This window comes from Parasedimentitalea psychrophila, assembly GCF_030285785.1.
Taxonomy (GTDB): Bacteria; Pseudomonadota; Alphaproteobacteria; order Rhodobacterales; family Rhodobacteraceae; genus Parasedimentitalea; species Parasedimentitalea psychrophila.
The window spans coordinates 4,465,653-4,480,923 of record NZ_CP127247.1 but is presented as its reverse complement, the minus strand read 5'-3'; the positions used below and the strand labels follow the sequence as shown (position 1 = coordinate 4,480,923).

The window sequence follows — 15,271 nt, the reverse complement described above, 5'->3', positions numbered from 1 at the left end:
AAAATCCAGAAATAGACGAGGAAGACCCTGCAAGCAGGGTCATAAAAAAAATCAAAAACCGGTTCGAATGCCCTCAAAACCCGCATCTTAGACATTGGTGCGACGCGCAGCGAACTTCCGCTCTCCGCCCATAGTGACGAATTTCTGCGACGGCAGCATTGGGCAAAACGGGTTTGGCGTTCAGGTCGGGGATCCAGCGGGAGTGGTTCTCCCCCCCATGCTTTGCACCGCCAACATGCGCCGCTTCTTGCCTCGAATTTCCAAAACCACTGTGTAGACCTGCGCGCCGAACCGTCTTGTAAAGCGAACAACCGGATAGCCTGTGCTCGATGTGCCGTCCGCCTCGATACTGTCGGGGCGATCCAGGATGCGGGGCAGTAGGGCAAGGTTTTCCTGATTGATTGGGAACCGGTCAGACGCGCCACTAGACTGGGCCAGAACATGGCGCACAGCGGAATCGTCCAGAGTGAAGTGGTAATTGTCCAGATCCTGCCCTGAAACTTTGGCAATGCTTCGCCGGTGCGCCGGGCTCAGCCTACCCATTGTGCGGATCGGCGCGACGGTCCGACCATCGGCCACCGCCCCGGCGTAGCGGCGTACATCGTCCTGCAGGGAGGGCAGATTGCGATAGGCTGAGGAATGGGCGTCCTGGGCCGAGGCTGGCAGATCATCCATAAAGGCGCGGGAGATTGCATAGGGCCAGTTGACGGTTTTGCCTGCCAGGACCTGCACTAAATCGGAAACACTGCCGCCAGGGGCATGGTCCCAGCCGTCGCCGATGCCGTCCAGACGGCCCGTATTGGGGTTCACCTGGTCCCAGCCGTCCTGAAGGGTTTTGTTGGGGTCGCCGCCGCGCCGCTTGGCTCCAGCCATAGTGCGGGCCCCAATGATCTGGCAATTGCAGCCAAACCCGTTGGGCGGAAAATGCTGCAGCCAGAACGGATGATCCGACGGCATCACCAGCCCGTCCCAGGCCAGGTGCTGCAGACGCGGCTCAGCTGACCCGCCGTGGCGATAGATCCAAAAGGCAAATTTGCCCTTGCGCAACTGAGCAAGGCGACCGGCCATATAAGAGGTTCGCATATTGGTGTGATAGATGGTTCGCATCCGCCAGGCCTGACCGGCCTTGGTGTCCTCGCCTGTCCAGCCGGTCCAGCCGTGCTTGGCGACAATGCTCCTGAAATCGCGTTTGAAGGCTGCAGTTCCGGTGCCTTCGGTAATTGTCCGCTCGACGGCGGCTGCCAGGTCGGCCAGCAGATCCGCCTTTACGGCTCCGGCCACCATGAACCCCCGGTCGTGGGCATTTCCTGCCAGGTCATTCCAGGCCGAGCTGGGCACCAGATCGCCCAGGCGCAGCCGAAACGCCGCAACCTGCTGCGCAAAGGGTTTGCGGAAAATGGCTCCGATGGGGTCAGTCATCGGCGCTGGCCTCAATCATGGCGCGACCCCCGGCCAGGGAAGCGGCAATGGCCTCGCCCATGATTTTGACCAAGTCACCGGAGGGCAGATCGGGAAAGCCGACCAGCAAGTGATCGCGGAATTCTTCCATTGAGGCTGAGGCCTCCAGCATGGCCTCAATTGTCGACACCATGCCATCCACGGCCGGGGTCGCGGTTTGGTCCAATTGATCGGCCAAAAGGGCTGCGGGCTCAATATCGCCAAAGCGGCCCGCTGAGGGCTCTTGAGCCTGTAGATCGGCACCCCCCTGAAATTTTCCGTTGAGGCCCTTTAAGTGGTATTCAAATTCAGTCTCAGTGGGGTTCTGGTTGCCGTTGCTCCCTGCATCTCGCGAATTTGGCCGCGTGGCGGCGGTTTTCCCCAAAATCGGGGCTCCAGCCTTGGGGGCACTCAAGCCCAGCTTCTCGCGCACTTCGGCCTGGTCAACTTCAAGACCGACCTGCACCCAAGGCACGGCCGCATCTGTCCAGGCTTTCAGGTCTTCGGCTTCGGGACGGGCGATCACCAGTCGCGGATAGATCTTTTGCGGCCCGAACTCAAACTGCATCCAGGGAATGATCAGATCGCGGTTTAAGATCGCCCCAAGGTCCTGAGCGTCTGCGGTCTCGATGTCCTCCTGGACCTCTCGGTGCTCTTTGCCCGATCCCAAGCCCCCGGTGACGGCATCGGTGGTGGCTGTCTGGCCCAGCACCAGCTTGGAGGTTTGCCGGTCCAGCCAGTCACAGCGCTTTTCATAATGCTCGGTGGACGAGCCCATGTTCTGCGCCGTGACAAATTCAATCATCATGCTTTCGGGAATGATGGCGGCGCAGTCCCCGGCGATATTGGCCACCGCCTGAAACAGCTTATTGCGGTCTTTCTCAGACGTACCCGGTCCATATTTGCCGATCCGCAAAGGTTGGCCGTAAGTCTGACTGAAGATCGACCAATCCCGTTGAGTGAAGGCTTTGAACATCCAGGTCCAGGCCGCCACCCGCGCGATACCGGATCGCAGGGCCAGACCAGACTTTGCCTGCATACGGGCATAGATGAACTTGAAGGCGGGCAGGGGGACCTCCTGGCCGATATTGTTCAGCATGAGCGGGGTTTCCAGGTCATGCCGCTCAAACCTGAACCAACGGGGGTCGCGGCGCTTCAGCTCACGCGGCTGCCATTGCCCTTCGGAGCGCTCCCAGATGATCTCGGTGAAGGAATAGCCTTTGCCCACAGCATCCAGAATATGGAACAGCTCTCCGGTCAGCTCGCCGCGCTTCAACCACTTGCGGACCCGCTCGGCCATCTCGACGCCGATGGGGCTGTCGTCGCCGTCCTCTACCGTAATGCCGAGCTGGCTGACCTGGCGTTTGCGGGTGCCAAGCACACCGACGTAATGCGAATCGCGCTCTTCAATGGCCTCGGCCAGCTCCAGATAGCGCACGGGGTCGCCGTGGTCAGCAGATCTGAGTATCTGCGCCAGACGCAGCGGGTTCAGCCCGTCGGCCGGGTAGCCGGCGATGGGGGAGCGCACGCCGCCAAAGCTCGGGGCGGCGATTTCCTCTGTAAGCGATGCGCGCTCAATGGGACGGCCATTGGGGCCGAGAACTTTTTGCAATCTTTGGGTCATCAGATCCCCCCTCTTAATCCAGCGCCCAGCGGTGAGCGCCACCAGTCACTGCCTTCGGACATGGTGCCCCATTCGCCGCCCGATGATCCGGTCAGGCTTTCCCGGCGCGGGTCGCCAACGGGCGTGTAGTCGATTTCCACCCAACGCTGGCGCGATGCAAAATGCGCCAGCGCCAGGGCAATGGCATAGTCGCCGTGGCGTTTCTTGCCCTTGGCATCGCTCTCGCGCACGTCCGGCACCCGTGGGATGCCCCGGATCTTCTTCACTGAACGCAAATCGGTCAGGTGGTCGTCACTCTTGCCGATGGAGATTGTGGCGTCTTCAAAGGCAGTTTTAAGGGGCGGCATTTCCAGCCGGTACCAGTCCTGGCTAAACTTGATGGCCCAGACCAGGCCGGGGGTGTCGATGCTTTCGCGCAGGCCAAATTTGCGGCCCATGTCTTCGGCCACGGTCCAGCCCATGCCGGTGGCATCAAAGGCGGCGCCGACCAGGCGTTCGCGCACTGCGCTCATGACCTCTTCGACGATGGCCTTTTGCTCGTCGCCTGGCACGTTGCGCATTTCAATCGACAGAGCCTCACGCCGATTCAAGTTCTGTTCAATGGCCAGCAGGCTCAGGACCGACAGGTCGGCCACGCGGGCAAAGTCAAATCCCAGGGCGTAATGGGGCTTTTGGTCGAGACCCGAGAGCAGCTTTTCCAGATCCAGCATGAAATCGCGCAACAGATCTCGTCGCCGGTCTTCCGGCAACTGCAGATAACCGTCGGGCAATTCCAAGGTCAGGACCGGGGCATCGGCGGTCATGCGCGCCTCGATCAGCGGTGCGTTCAGCCAGGCCCCGGTGCCCGCCTTGGGAAGGCAGTGCAGCTCTTCGTCGGCGTCGTCGCCATAGATCGCGTGGATATTGTCCGTCCAGGCTTTCTTGGCCTCGTCTGTGTCAGCTTCGCCGGTGACCAGGGCGATGCGCTCATAAAGCCCGGCCGCGATGGCGTCGTTGAAATCGACCCGCAACACTTTGGCATTCTCACCACGCTCACCGGCCTGGACCTGGCGCACCAGCACATTGAACGGGTTGGCATCGCCGTCATGGGTGGAAATCACCAACACCTTACCGCTCCACATCAGCAGCGCGTTGGCGGCTTTCAGCATCTCATCCAGCTCTTCATGGAAGGCGGCTTCGTCAAAGATCACATAGCCCTGGCGGCCTCGCAAGGATCGCGGCTTGCTGGTCAGGGCGACGATTTCAAAGCCAGAGGCAAACTTGATCCGGAAGGCAAGGATGTCGCGGTCTTCTTCGCCGTTACGCTGATCTTTGAACAGGAACTCCTGCATCCCGCTGGCAGCCGGAATGAAGGCCTTGGCCCACATGGCGGCGGTGTCGATGAACTCGCGCGCCATGTCGAGATTGAAGCCAATATAGAGTGTGTCCATGCCGCCAGCAGGTTTGGAGGCACCAGAGGTCAACACCGCATCCGCCGCCACCGCCCAGGTCATGCCAATTCGGCGGGACTTCTCGCAGACCACAAAAGGATATGCGGCTGTCGTTTGCAGCAGCTCGACCTGGTAGGGCAGCAGCACCGCTGGCAGGTCGTCGTCATCCGCAATGACATTGGGCAGCGCCTGGCGGCTTTCAGCGCGCAAGCTCTCCCAGTCCTGGTCTGTGAGGGTGTCAGGGCTCATCGCTTGCCTCCAAACAGAACCTGTTCGCGGATGCCCTGGACGGTTTCTTTGGTCATGCCGAGCTGGGTGGCAGCTTTTTCAATGTCATCGACGGCGTCTTCGCGGGCCTTTTGCGCCACCCGGTTGCGCTCGTCCTCTCGCAGCTTTTCGCGCATACCGGCCGATTGCATCAGGTCCTTGAGCATGCGGGACAGGCTGGCCAAGCCTTTGGGGTCGAAGTCCTGGTCCTTGTCAGACATGCCCTGCATCATCTGGAAGGCGGCAGTTGCAATCATCTGCATCAGCACCTTGTGCATGTTGCTTTCGCCCTCGATGTCCAGATCGGACAGCAAGGTTTCAGCCATGGCAAAGGCGTCGCGTTGGGACTTCAGCAGCTTGGAGAACTCGCCGACAGCGGTTTTTCCGATGCGGATTTCTTCGCCGCGTTCATCCAACCAGGAATTCAGCTCCTCGGTGATTTCCATAATGTCACCGAAACCCCGGTCCTGCAGCAGCTGCGCCAGGCGTTGGCGCAACTCGGCTGGGATCAGATCCATTTTCTTGGACGGTGGCATGATTACGCCCCCGGCTTGGGGCGCTGGATTTCGGGATGGCGGGCTATGCCCTGGGCGATTTCAACCCCGCGAGTGGTTGCGGTGGCAACGATGAAGGCGCCGGTCTCCTCAGTCTCGACCAGGCCTTGCTCTTTAAGCCAGGCCAGCTCGGTCACCACTTGGGCGCGGGTAAAGGCAATTCCGATAAGAGGCAGTTGCGAGGCCAGCATGGACACATTTGAGGTGTAGCGCGGCGCATCTTCCAGAAAGCGGAGAATGGCAATCCGCGCATGTTGGCGCACTGTGTCTGAATAGCTCATTTGGTTTCCCGCAGATAATCTTCGTGGCGTGTGGTGACGATTTCCAGCCTGCTTTGGCTTTCGGCGACGGATCGCATCGTGGCGCGCAGGGCTTTCATGTCACCGCCCATTTCTGAGAGCATGAGCTGCAGGCTGTGCATGTCGTCCTTGTTTGGCATATTGCCCAGGGCAAGTTCCGTAGCCTGAGCTCTCAACTCCAGCGCGTCCATACGTTTGGAGCCTACGTCCAGGCGGGCAGCGACGGCCTTGAAATCGCTGTCCACATCTTTGCGCCTGGTGGCGAACCACGTGTAAAGGATGCCGCCCAGGGGAATGGCCAATCCCAATATTTTCAGGGCCAGTTCGGGGTCCAAAGTCACTTGCTGCCCTCATGCCAGGCGCGCACGGCCTCGTTGTCTGACGGCTCAATGGCCATCTGGGACAGCGCGGTGTCGGTACCGGTTTCGGCAGCACCCGGCGTGTCATGTCGAAGGGCACGAATTTGGGTGATGTTTTGCAGCACCTGCGGCAACCGGGCGGTGCTTTGCGCGATGGCCTGACTGAACTCCTGCGACTTCATCTGGAAGCGGCCGCCAAAATAGAACGCGACAATGGTCCCGGCCAGCCACCACAGTGGATCCGGCACCAGCGTCAACCCCTGCATCCGTTCGGCAAACCAAAGCGGGTCGAACATGGACGAGGCAAACAGCGAAAAGACGGCGATCACGATCAACGGCCGGGGCAGGCGGTTGAGCCCGTCCATAAAGCGGTCAAACCAACCCTTGCGCTCCACCGGGAACTCAGCTCCGAATTGGCCCAATGCCGACTGCGCATAATCGGCGCGGCGTTGTGCGCCTGCCTCGGTGTTCTCCATGAACACTTCAGCGGTCTCGGTGATCACATTGCGGCCACCGCCAAATATCATCTTCAGCAAGTTCATGCCCAGCCCCCCACACGTTTGGAAAAATCTTGATCTGTCATATGGAATTGCGGGCTGATGAACTCCTCGGCCCGCTTGATCCAGCCGCCTTTACCGCCCGCCCTAGTGCGGGCGTATTTGCGCGACGCTGTGCGCCGGTCAGCCAGGCGGAAATAGTAATTGCGGCGGGCAATGCCGTAGGCGTCTATGAAAAAAGATCCCGCTTTCTTGAAGGCCCGGTGGACAGCGGCGGCGGTCTTCGCCCCGAGTGATCCGTCCACGGTCACCGGCTCCTGAAACTCGCCAAGCAACCGCTGCAGGATCTTCACCGCATTGCCGCCAGCGTTGACATACATGTCGAAAACCGAGGACTGCAGCGCGACCGGCAACAGGCTTATGCGCGGCTTCTGGAAATAGTGCTGGATGAAAATATCAACCGCCTGGGACCGGGTCAGGCGGCGCACATCCGAGGCATCCACATCACCGTCGCGGTCCAGGTCCAGACCCAGACGCCGCATGGTGTGGATCGTCACGCCAAAGTTGGTGGCGCCGCCGGGATCGTCGGCGTCGTTCACATAGCCGCCCTCGCGCGCGACAATGTCATTGGCAATTTGCTGAACTGACTTCACCGCTCGACCCCTTATGCAACCTGATCACAGGTACACATTGGCCGATTTAGGGCGGGCAGAAACACCCGCAACAGGTTGTGGGAGGCAGCCGCCAAGGTCAGAGAGTGATTGTTTGGGGAGGTTTTGGGATTAGGTCAATTGGTGCTTTCAGCCCAGAGCCGACTTTGACCATAGGTTCGGATTGCTGCGGTGCGGCCTGTCATTGCGGTCATAGTTTCGGAGCGCAGCATTTCCAACTGGGCATTGACGGCAGAGCGGTCTGTACTACCGTTCGCCTTCCCGGCTGCTTAGGTCATGCCTCAGATGGCCGTTTCATAGCACCGCTTGTCCAAGACGCTTGATTGGGGGCTCAAAAACAGCGGCAACATGCAGATTAAGGTGATTTATTTGGGTAATGCCGGTTGTGTCTGATTTAACTGACTGTCGGTTTTTAACAGGAGATCGAAATGAACTTTTTTGGAACGTTTTTTCGAGCAGAGCGCCCCATACTTTCTGCAAGCGTGGTTGCGCTGTCACTGATGGCTTTGGATGTGCACGCGTTTGAAGGCGTCGTATCGACGGAAACAGTAGACGGCACCGAGAACTACTCGCCTTTCGTCCATCGGTCTTATCCTGATCAGGTCCTGTTCGGAGATTTGCATTTTCATACTGAGATTTCATTTGATGCGGGCTTGATTGGTACCTCTTTAAATATCCACGACGCATTCCGCGTGGCACGTGGCGAAAAAATCATGTCGAATACTGGCCAGCCCATACAGCTTATTCGGCCGCTCGATTTTTTGGCAATTACGGAGCACGCAGAGATGCTGGGCCTTTCCACAGCGATCCGCACGTCAAACCCGAGCCTGTTGCAGGACGACTGGGGTAGACGTATTTACGACCAGTTTGGAGAAGGGCAGCAAGGCCGGATGGCTGCATTTTCGGAGATCATTGACCTGGCAACGGTGCAGGGAATTGACCCGACTGAAGGCCTCAATCTCGATGGTGATATCTGGCTCGATATTGTCCAGGCAGTGGACCAATACAATGACCCGGGTACCTTTACCGCGCTGAGCGGGTTCGAATGGACCTTCACACCCAAGGGCGACAACCTGCATCGCGTGATCATCTTTGGCGATGGTGCCGAGAAAACCAGCCAAACCCGCCCCTTGCCGTTTTTCCTAGCGCCAGACCCGGAAATGCTCTGGGACTATCTGGCCGACTACGAGGCCAATATCGGCGGGCAGGCCATCGCCGTGCCGCATAACGGGAATGTGTCGAATGGGCTGATGTTCAACAGGAACAAGTTCGACGGGTCGGCCATGGATGCAGAATATGCGGCCAAGCGTATTCGCTGGGAGCCGATGCATGAGGTGACCCAGATTAAAGGCGATGAAGAAACCCATCCGCTTTTGTCGCCGGATGACGAGTTTGCAGGATTCGAACGCTGGGATGTTTCCAACCTTGCAGGGACTGCACCCAAAACACCGGAAATGCTGAAATACGAGTACGCCCGGTCTGCACTAAAGGTGGGGCTGGAGATTGAGCGAGATATCGGAGTAAACCCTTACAAATTCGGGCTTTACGGAAACACGGACACGCACACCGCTCTTCCCACGACGCGTGAGGACAATTACTTTGGGAAGTACCAGCACACGGAACCATCCGCCAACCGGCACAATTTGGACGTGATCCCCACCGATGATCCGGCGTTGAGGATACTGACCGCCCAGGAATCTGCGTCCGGCCTCACCGCCGTCTGGGCCCGCGAAAACACCCGTAAGGAAGTATTTGGTGCGATCACCCGCAAGGAGGCCTATGCGACGACTGGCAGCCGCATCCGCGTAAGGGTATTTGGTGGCTGGGACTTTGAAGAGTCCGACCTTCAGGCTCCTGATTTTGTTTCCAACGGCTACCAGAATGGTGTTCCAATGGGCAGCGATCTTGTCAACGCGCCCGATAGTGCCGCACCACGATTTCTGGTTCGCGCAATGCGCGATCCGGATGGAGCCAATCTTGACCGTGTGCAGATCATCAAGGGATGGATCGATGCTGCCGGTGAAACGCACGAACGGGTGTTTGATGTGGCCGTGTCCGGCAATCGTGAGATTGGTGAGGACGGCCGGGCGCATGAACCGGTCGGATCGACGGTAGATATCGAAAACGCGACCTACAGCAATTCGATTGGCTCGGCGACGCTGGCTGGCTACTGGCAGGACCCGGAGTTCGACGCGACGAACAATGCGTTTTACTACGTTCGAGTGATCGAAATCCCAAAGCCTCGGTGGACGACATACGACGCGGCGTTTTATGGAATCCCACTCCCCGAAAGCGTACCACCGACCCTTCAAGACCGGGCATACACGTCACCCATTTGGTATACACCCTGAGGTATTGCACCGAGGAAAGCTGACGCCATACCGAGTCCGCTTCGGGCTCGGAGCTGCCATGCGTTGATGCAAAAGGGATTAATGTCATATCGGAAAACTTATTCCGCATCACTAAGTGTAGGAATTGCATTCATATATCATCCCGATATAGCCGAATGCAATCGTTAATCTTCAAAAGTTAAGTTGAAAGGGAATCCCCTAATATGGAAATTAATTTGAGCACTGTTAGCGTCATCTCAATCGCGACCATTGCAACATTTGCCGGTAGCGCAGTTTATTCACAATCCTTACCTGCACCAGGGCAGAGCGAAGACGGCTGGCGGCACACCATTGGCGCATATGCGTTCTTACCTGCTCGAACCCACGGGACATCGACGATTGCAGGAAGATCTGCCGACATCGACCTAGATTTGGGTGACGTATTGGATCTGTTGGATTTCGCAGCGGCTGGCCGCTACGAAGCTTGGAATGGAGACTTTGGGGTTATAGTTGACGCTAACTACGCCGCAATTGGCCATGCGGATGCTCTACCAGGACCACTAGGTTCCGGAATTGAAGTCGACGTCAGACAAAAATGGTTTGGCGTCCTTGCTGCATATCGAGTTGCTGACGGAACCTATGGCGCTTCGAACCAGCGCTATACCTTCGATATTCAGGGGGGAGCACGCTACAATTCCATCCGACAAACCATCGACATTACTACGCCCGGACCTGGTGTTCCGCCAACGCTTGGTGGTGACGAAGGTTGGTTTGAGCCCGTGATAGGAGCACGCGGAATGTGGAAACTCAATGACAAATGGACAACTGTGGCGTCGATGGATCTCGGAGGCTTCGGAGCAGGTGGCAATGACCTACAAATTGGCGTCAATATAGGGTTTGATTACCAGCCATGGGATAACACAGCGATCACGTTTGGGTATCGTTATTTCAGTATCGACTATAGCGACACGTTACCAGGTGGTGAATTTGCCTACGATATGGTTCAACATGGCCCATACGTTGGTGTAAAGTATTTCTTTAAATGATCAACAACGGAATAGATATTGATCGCCGGGCAAAATCGAGCCGCAGAAACAAATAGATCTGCCAAGATTAGTGAGATCGGCTTCTTGATCTATTGCGCACACCATTTCAGGTTCAGGGTTGTACGCTGTGGCGTCGATCCCGCAACAGAATAGACTCGGAGCGGGCCTTCACCGCAAACTACACGAAAGGCAGCTGTGGGCCGTTCGCGCCCTTCCACTATGCATGGCGGCCTGAACTTTGCAAAATGTGCTAACTGCGCATAGCCGCCATCGGAGCGAACTGCAGCGAATGACCGAAATCCGCCCTTTTTGACGGATGCTGCAACTGAAAAACCGCCACCCATGTACAACACTACCACCGCGAGTTTGCCTGTAATTTTGCCTTTACCCCTAGAGGTCTGGAAAAAGAGGCAACGGTAACAATGGAAGACGTTCACATCTTGCAGGCTCTTGAATGTCGCCAGCCCTCAGCCAATTTCGCACTGCCACATCGGTAACTCCAAGTTTGCGGGCGATCTCTACCGTTACCAAGCCTTGGGATTTGTAGGCTCGAGCCCGCCATTTTTTGGCCAGAGGGACCCTTGGTTGCAAGCGGTGGGATATGCTGGTCAGCGCGTTTGCCTTGTCAAAGCCCAGCAATGCGACAACGCTGGACCGAGTTCTCGGATTTCTGGCGATATAGATTTCGGTGCCGCCGAACTCTTCAATAAAGCGCAGGGTGTCGTCCAGGCCCAGGACCTCGAAATAGGGTTCGACCTGGGCGGTTGGCCTTGGATGGGTGCGGTCAGGAGCGGTCATTGCGCGGCCTGTTCCCACCTTTGCGACTGGTCCTTTGGTTTCGGCGAGTGGCTGAAATGATGGTGGCCACAACACCGCCCTGGAGCTTGTAGACAAAGCCGCCAGAAACCACCCCACTGGCGCCATCGTGCTCCCGGTGCCGGTCGACAATTTGGCCGATCCTGCGCCGCAGGGCCTCAATGTCGACGCCCTGGACGCGCTGTATGTAGCGCAGGACGGCATGGTCAGAAACACGGTGGCGGGGCTTTTTCATGAGCGATGCTCCGACCAATCAAAATCGATACCCGCGCGGTCACCCCAGCATTTGAGCGCCTGGATCACGGCATCGATCTGGGGCCATTGGCGCAGCATGTCGACGTCGGCCGGGACTGAGCTCCAGGTGTTGCCGAACCGCGCGCGAATGAACTTGTTGAGCCCGGCGCGGCTGGGATCGCGCAACGCGCCAGTCTCGCCCAGCTTGGTCCACAGCACATGGATCAGGCGCAGATCTGGTCGGGTGGCGGCTTTGTGCTTTTTGGTGATGCCCTTTGAAGAGGTCTTAAAACCGTCCTTTTTGAGCCGTTTAATCACCTTTAAAAGGTCGGCACCGTCCATATCCTTCATCGAGGCCTTGCCGGTCTCGACAAGTTGCAGGGCACGGCGCGCGTCACCGTCCAGGCCAAGCTGGCGGCAGCCGACGTGGATTTTTTGTTGCAGGGCGCGGGTCATCAGGCTTTGGCCAGATCAATAGTAATGTGCTGCCAGCGCGCATCCGGGGCAGGGCGCTGGTAGCAGCGCACATAGGTGGCCTGGCCGATTACGCGGATGGCGTCGCGAATGGCCCTCATGGCGCACTGCCAGCGTTCGTCCTCTATGTCCAGACGCAGCAGTTTGAAGATTTCAGCGCGGTTGATCTGACCTTCTTTGTCGGTGTTGAAGGCGTTGGTGATGATCGCTTGAACCTCTGGCCGGGCGTTGGCGGCCCATTCCGTCATCAACTCGTCCAGTATGCCCTTTGCGATCTGCAACTCGGGGCCAAAATCAATCTGGTCAGCAACGGCAACCTGGATCCGGAAAAGGCCGTCAAAGCTCATCAGGGTTTTGTTGCCACGCTTACCGCCTATTTTGCCGCCGTACTCTTGCTCGAGGATGGCTTCAAAATCGCCAATGTCCTCAAATGTATGCGCTTTGAACCGGGTCGTTTGGCCACTGAGAGCCAGAGCATGGCCGATGATCTTGCGTACGGTTTCATCCTGGAGCTGGTCCTGGGCTTTGACCAGGTCAACCGGAATGAGACCGCCCTTGGCATCGGTCATGTAGGTGTTGCCGTTTGCGATGACGCGGCCGTCGGGGATTGGCGCGGGCTCGAACTGGCTGGAGGGGGGATTGGTCATTGTAACACCTCGTTTTGGGTTGCCTTGGATGCGGAGCCAAGGATCAAGGCCGGGTTCTGTGGGAGGCCAGCGAAACCAGCTTCCTCGGCCAGCAGGTCGAACTCGCTGCCGTTCACCGTGCCTGCGCTTTGGGCCAGAATGAAACGGGCGGTTTCCGTGGAGCGAAACGCGCGTAGGGTTGTCAGGGTCAGTGTCAGATCACCGGCACAATCAAACCGCCCGGCCCGGATTGCATGGCGCAGGGCTATGCGCTCTGGGGTCTCTGGCGTCTCGTCAATCGGGCGGATCAGGATATTGGCATCCACTTTGAAATGCCGACAAATCCGCGCCAGCAATTCAGGCCCAGGGAAGCTCTCGCCGTGGAGGTAGCGATTGAATTGGGTGCGGTGGATCTCCAGATCACGGGCAACCTGAGTGACGTTCAGCCCCTTGGTTAGCCGTCTGAGGTTCGCGCCCAGAACATCGCGCAGCTCTTGCGGATCTTGATTGCGTTTAGGCACGGGGTAATCTCCTCGTTTTGAAGACGGGTTTGAAATCAATTTCAGGGGCTGGCGTTTGTGCCGCCTTGTTGGACCCCGGCATGTTGCGGGGGCACTTTCTGCAGAACCGGGTCATCAGAATGCGTTGCGGCCCGGCTGAGGTGCCTTTGCGGATCTCGTCGCGCCAATGCAGGCAGATCTCTGAGCTGATGACGCCGATGGCCGGGCACTCAATATCGCCGCTTATGTAGATCTCGCGCACCCGCATGGCGACGTTGTCATAGCTGCCCAGATAGCTCTTGCGAATGACCTGGCTGACGGCGGCGGCGCTGATGCCAAGACGGGTTGCCACCTTGTTTTGTGAGCTGCCGTCGCATTCCCCGATCAGGGTCATGATCCAGTCGGGAACATCCTCGCCCCAGGCGTCCTGGGCCACAATCTCGCGGTCGCTGGTTATGTGGTGGCCCATGTGGTTTCCTCCCCCTGGACATAGACAACGCGGCCCTCATTGGCATCGGTCACAACCGGCACTCGCTTCACTGTTGGGGGCAGGGGGCCGGTGTCGCGCACCAGGTGGTAGCGAAGGGACTGCGCGGTCACTCGGCCTCGGCGGGTGTCCTTCAGGTACCCGGCCTTTTGCAACGTCGAGCAATAGCTGCGGATGTTTTTCTCTGAGAACTCATCTTCCAGCCCGGCGAAGGTCATCAGCAGGTCTTCGATGGTGAACTTTCTGGCGGCGCGCATGGCGGTCCAGATCCGGCCCTCTTTGGTCAGGCGTTTGTCCTTGGCCCGGTGCATGATCTCCGAGGGCGAAAACGCGGTGTAATAGGGCTTGCCGTTGTCATAGCCGGCGGAGCGCAACAGGCCTGCATTTTCCAAAGAGCGCAGAAACAAAGTGACCTTGTTGTCGGGGGCCATTTTCTGGGCCAGGACATGGTCGCGGGTGAAGCGTATCTGGCCGCGCACCAAATCCCAGAGCTTTTGATCCTCGGGTGTTTCTGGCGTCCAGGGCTGCACCGGCTGGGTGATGCCCTGGGCTGCGGATATTCGGGAGCCCAGCGTGTCAGAGCGCCACTGTGCATCCAAAGCGCTGCTATCAATCTGGGCGGCATCGCCGGACAGGGTGGCCGGATCTTGTGCGGTGTAATAGCGAATATTGCCCTTGCGCTGATAGAGCGTGACCAGGTTAAGGCGGGTCAGATTGCGCAGGTAGTTGGTTCGTTTCCATTCCCCGGCAGAACAGAAGGCCTCGACGTCGCCGTGGGTGAACACCTGCCGGGATTTAATGAACCGCCAGATTTCCTCCTCATGGGTCCCCGATGGGGTGTGAGCCGTCATAGAGCGCCCCCAACGGCGAGAAATTCGTTCCCGGCCGGAAAGGGTTCCTTGCCCCAGTCCTTCAGGGTCACGGTCTGCATGTTCCAGGTGCGCGCCATGGTTCTGACATGGGCAATGCAGGTGCAGATCTCGCGAACCTTGCCGCGCCGCAGGGTGACAATATGCTCCAGCAAATCGGGGGCAATTTCGATGCCGCGCCCATAATATCCGGTAAGGGATTGGGCATCCTCCAGACTGGCCGGATGGGCTGTGACCCGCTGCATGACCCGGCTGGCGATGGCGGTATATTTGGCAAGGTTAGCCGGGAAGTCATAGGGGCCAATCAGGATCAGCGGCACGTCTGAGCGGTCATGCAGAAACCGGATGCTGTCGATCATGCGGGGTTTCAGGGCGTGGTCGGCCTCGTCAATGACCAGGGTGCGACCTGCCTGTGCCAGACTCTCCTGGGCGCGCATTTCCAGATAGGCGGTGGAGCCTTTCTCCCTGACACCCAGCTCGTTGAGGATCTTCTCAAACAGGAATTTACTGGTGTAATTGTTGGTGAGCTGAATATGCAGGATGTCCTGATGCGCCGAGGCAAACATCGCCGCGTGGGTTTTGCCAACGCCGGGTTCGCCGTGGAAAACACCAATGCCAGGCAGGCCAATGTCGCGGTTTTCCAGCGTCTCAATCAGGGAGCTCAATAGGTAAACATTGGTCAGCGGCTTTACATATTCGCCGAGTTTTGTTTTCTGTAACATTGTGGTGCCTCTTAATTTAGTGCCATTGG

18 protein-coding genes are annotated in these 15,271 nt (G+C 58.2%); 2 read left to right on the top strand and 16 right to left on the bottom strand.

The window, feature by feature from the left end; genetic code table 11:
• Positions 1–180 precede the first annotated feature (180 nt).
• From QPJ95_RS21600 to QPJ95_RS21565, 8 genes are read right to left on the bottom strand one after another with little or no spacing between them, the layout of a single operon-like run.
• Entirely contained in the window at positions 181–1,419 is a 1,239-nt protein-coding gene (locus QPJ95_RS21600; protein WP_270919912.1) for a phage minor head protein, read from the bottom strand.
• Entirely contained in the window at positions 1,412–3,061 is a 1,650-nt protein-coding gene (locus QPJ95_RS21595; RefSeq protein ID WP_270919913.1) for a DUF935 domain-containing protein, read from the bottom strand. The genes QPJ95_RS21600 and QPJ95_RS21595 overlap by 8 nt, the downstream gene beginning before the upstream one ends.
• Complete coding sequence (locus QPJ95_RS21590) at positions 3,061–4,740, bottom strand: terminase large subunit domain-containing protein (RefSeq protein WP_270919914.1); 1,680 nt, start codon at positions 4,738–4,740, stop codon at positions 3,061–3,063. The genes QPJ95_RS21595 and QPJ95_RS21590 overlap by 1 nt, the downstream gene beginning before the upstream one ends.
• On the bottom strand, positions 4,737–5,294 hold the full coding sequence (locus QPJ95_RS21585; protein ID WP_270919915.1) for a phage protein Gp27 family protein: 558 nt from the start codon (positions 5,292–5,294) through the stop codon (positions 4,737–4,739). Before QPJ95_RS21585 ends, QPJ95_RS21590 begins: the two co-directional genes overlap by 4 nt.
• Before the next feature lie 2 nt (positions 5,295–5,296).
• A complete protein-coding gene (locus QPJ95_RS21580; RefSeq protein WP_270919916.1) occupies positions 5,297–5,593 on the bottom strand; it encodes a VpaChn25_0724 family phage protein in 297 nt (98 codons plus the stop codon).
• Entirely contained in the window at positions 5,590–5,946 is a 357-nt protein-coding gene (locus QPJ95_RS21575; protein WP_270919917.1) for a DUF2730 family protein, read from the bottom strand. The genes QPJ95_RS21580 and QPJ95_RS21575 overlap by 4 nt, the downstream gene beginning before the upstream one ends.
• Before the next feature lie 2 nt (positions 5,947–5,948).
• Positions 5,949–6,512, bottom strand: coding sequence for a holin family protein (locus QPJ95_RS21570; protein WP_270919918.1), 564 nt, complete (start codon positions 6,510–6,512; stop codon positions 5,949–5,951).
• Positions 6,509–7,120, bottom strand: coding sequence for a holin-associated N-acetylmuramidase (locus QPJ95_RS21565; RefSeq protein WP_270919919.1), 612 nt, complete (start codon positions 7,118–7,120; stop codon positions 6,509–6,511). Before QPJ95_RS21565 ends, QPJ95_RS21570 begins: the two co-directional genes overlap by 4 nt.
• Before the next feature lie 446 nt (positions 7,121–7,566).
• Here QPJ95_RS21565 and QPJ95_RS21560 point away from each other — a divergent pair, with 446 nt between their 5' ends.
• Positions 7,567–9,489 carry a DUF3604 domain-containing protein gene (locus tag QPJ95_RS21560; RefSeq protein ID WP_270919920.1) on the top strand — a complete coding sequence of 641 codons (1,923 nt, stop codon included), beginning with the start codon at positions 7,567–7,569 and terminating at the stop codon, positions 9,487–9,489.
• A gap of 203 nt (positions 9,490–9,692) precedes the next feature.
• Positions 9,693–10,514 (top strand): hypothetical protein, encoded by an 822-nt coding sequence (locus QPJ95_RS21555; RefSeq protein WP_270919921.1) that lies wholly within the window; start codon positions 9,693–9,695, stop codon positions 10,512–10,514.
• A gap of 390 nt (positions 10,515–10,904) precedes the next feature.
• Here the strand turns inward: QPJ95_RS21555 and QPJ95_RS21550 are convergent, their stop codons facing one another.
• From QPJ95_RS21550 to QPJ95_RS21515, 8 genes are read right to left on the bottom strand one after another with little or no spacing between them, the layout of a single operon-like run.
• The gene (locus QPJ95_RS21550) at positions 10,905–11,312 is read right to left on the bottom strand and encodes a helix-turn-helix domain-containing protein (RefSeq protein WP_270919922.1); all 408 of its coding nucleotides are present in this window, start codon (positions 11,310–11,312) and stop codon (positions 10,905–10,907) included.
• The gene (locus tag QPJ95_RS21545) at positions 11,299–11,565 is read right to left on the bottom strand and encodes a hypothetical protein (RefSeq protein ID WP_270919923.1); all 267 of its coding nucleotides are present in this window, start codon (positions 11,563–11,565) and stop codon (positions 11,299–11,301) included. Before QPJ95_RS21545 ends, QPJ95_RS21550 begins: the two co-directional genes overlap by 14 nt.
• Complete coding sequence (locus QPJ95_RS21540; protein ID WP_270919924.1) at positions 11,562–12,020, bottom strand: gp16 family protein; 459 nt, start codon at positions 12,018–12,020, stop codon at positions 11,562–11,564. Before QPJ95_RS21540 ends, QPJ95_RS21545 begins: the two co-directional genes overlap by 4 nt.
• Entirely contained in the window at positions 12,020–12,685 is a 666-nt protein-coding gene (locus QPJ95_RS21535) for a DUF3164 family protein (RefSeq protein WP_270919925.1), read from the bottom strand. Before QPJ95_RS21535 ends, QPJ95_RS21540 begins: the two co-directional genes overlap by 1 nt.
• The gene (locus tag QPJ95_RS21530) at positions 12,682–13,185 is read right to left on the bottom strand and encodes a helix-turn-helix domain-containing protein (protein ID WP_286018203.1); all 504 of its coding nucleotides are present in this window, start codon (positions 13,183–13,185) and stop codon (positions 12,682–12,684) included. Before QPJ95_RS21530 ends, QPJ95_RS21535 begins: the two co-directional genes overlap by 4 nt.
• Complete coding sequence (locus tag QPJ95_RS21525) at positions 13,178–13,633, bottom strand: hypothetical protein (RefSeq protein ID WP_270921300.1); 456 nt, start codon at positions 13,631–13,633, stop codon at positions 13,178–13,180. Before QPJ95_RS21525 ends, QPJ95_RS21530 begins: the two co-directional genes overlap by 8 nt.
• Positions 13,618–14,502 carry a hypothetical protein gene (locus tag QPJ95_RS21520; RefSeq protein ID WP_270921301.1) on the bottom strand — a complete coding sequence of 295 codons (885 nt, stop codon included), beginning with the start codon at positions 14,500–14,502 and terminating at the stop codon, positions 13,618–13,620. Before QPJ95_RS21520 ends, QPJ95_RS21525 begins: the two co-directional genes overlap by 16 nt.
• Positions 14,499–15,242: an AAA family ATPase gene (locus QPJ95_RS21515; RefSeq protein WP_286018202.1), complete on the bottom strand. Its 744-nt coding sequence runs from the start codon at positions 15,240–15,242 to the stop codon at positions 14,499–14,501. Before QPJ95_RS21515 ends, QPJ95_RS21520 begins: the two co-directional genes overlap by 4 nt.
• Between the last annotated feature and the right edge of the window lie 29 nt (positions 15,243–15,271).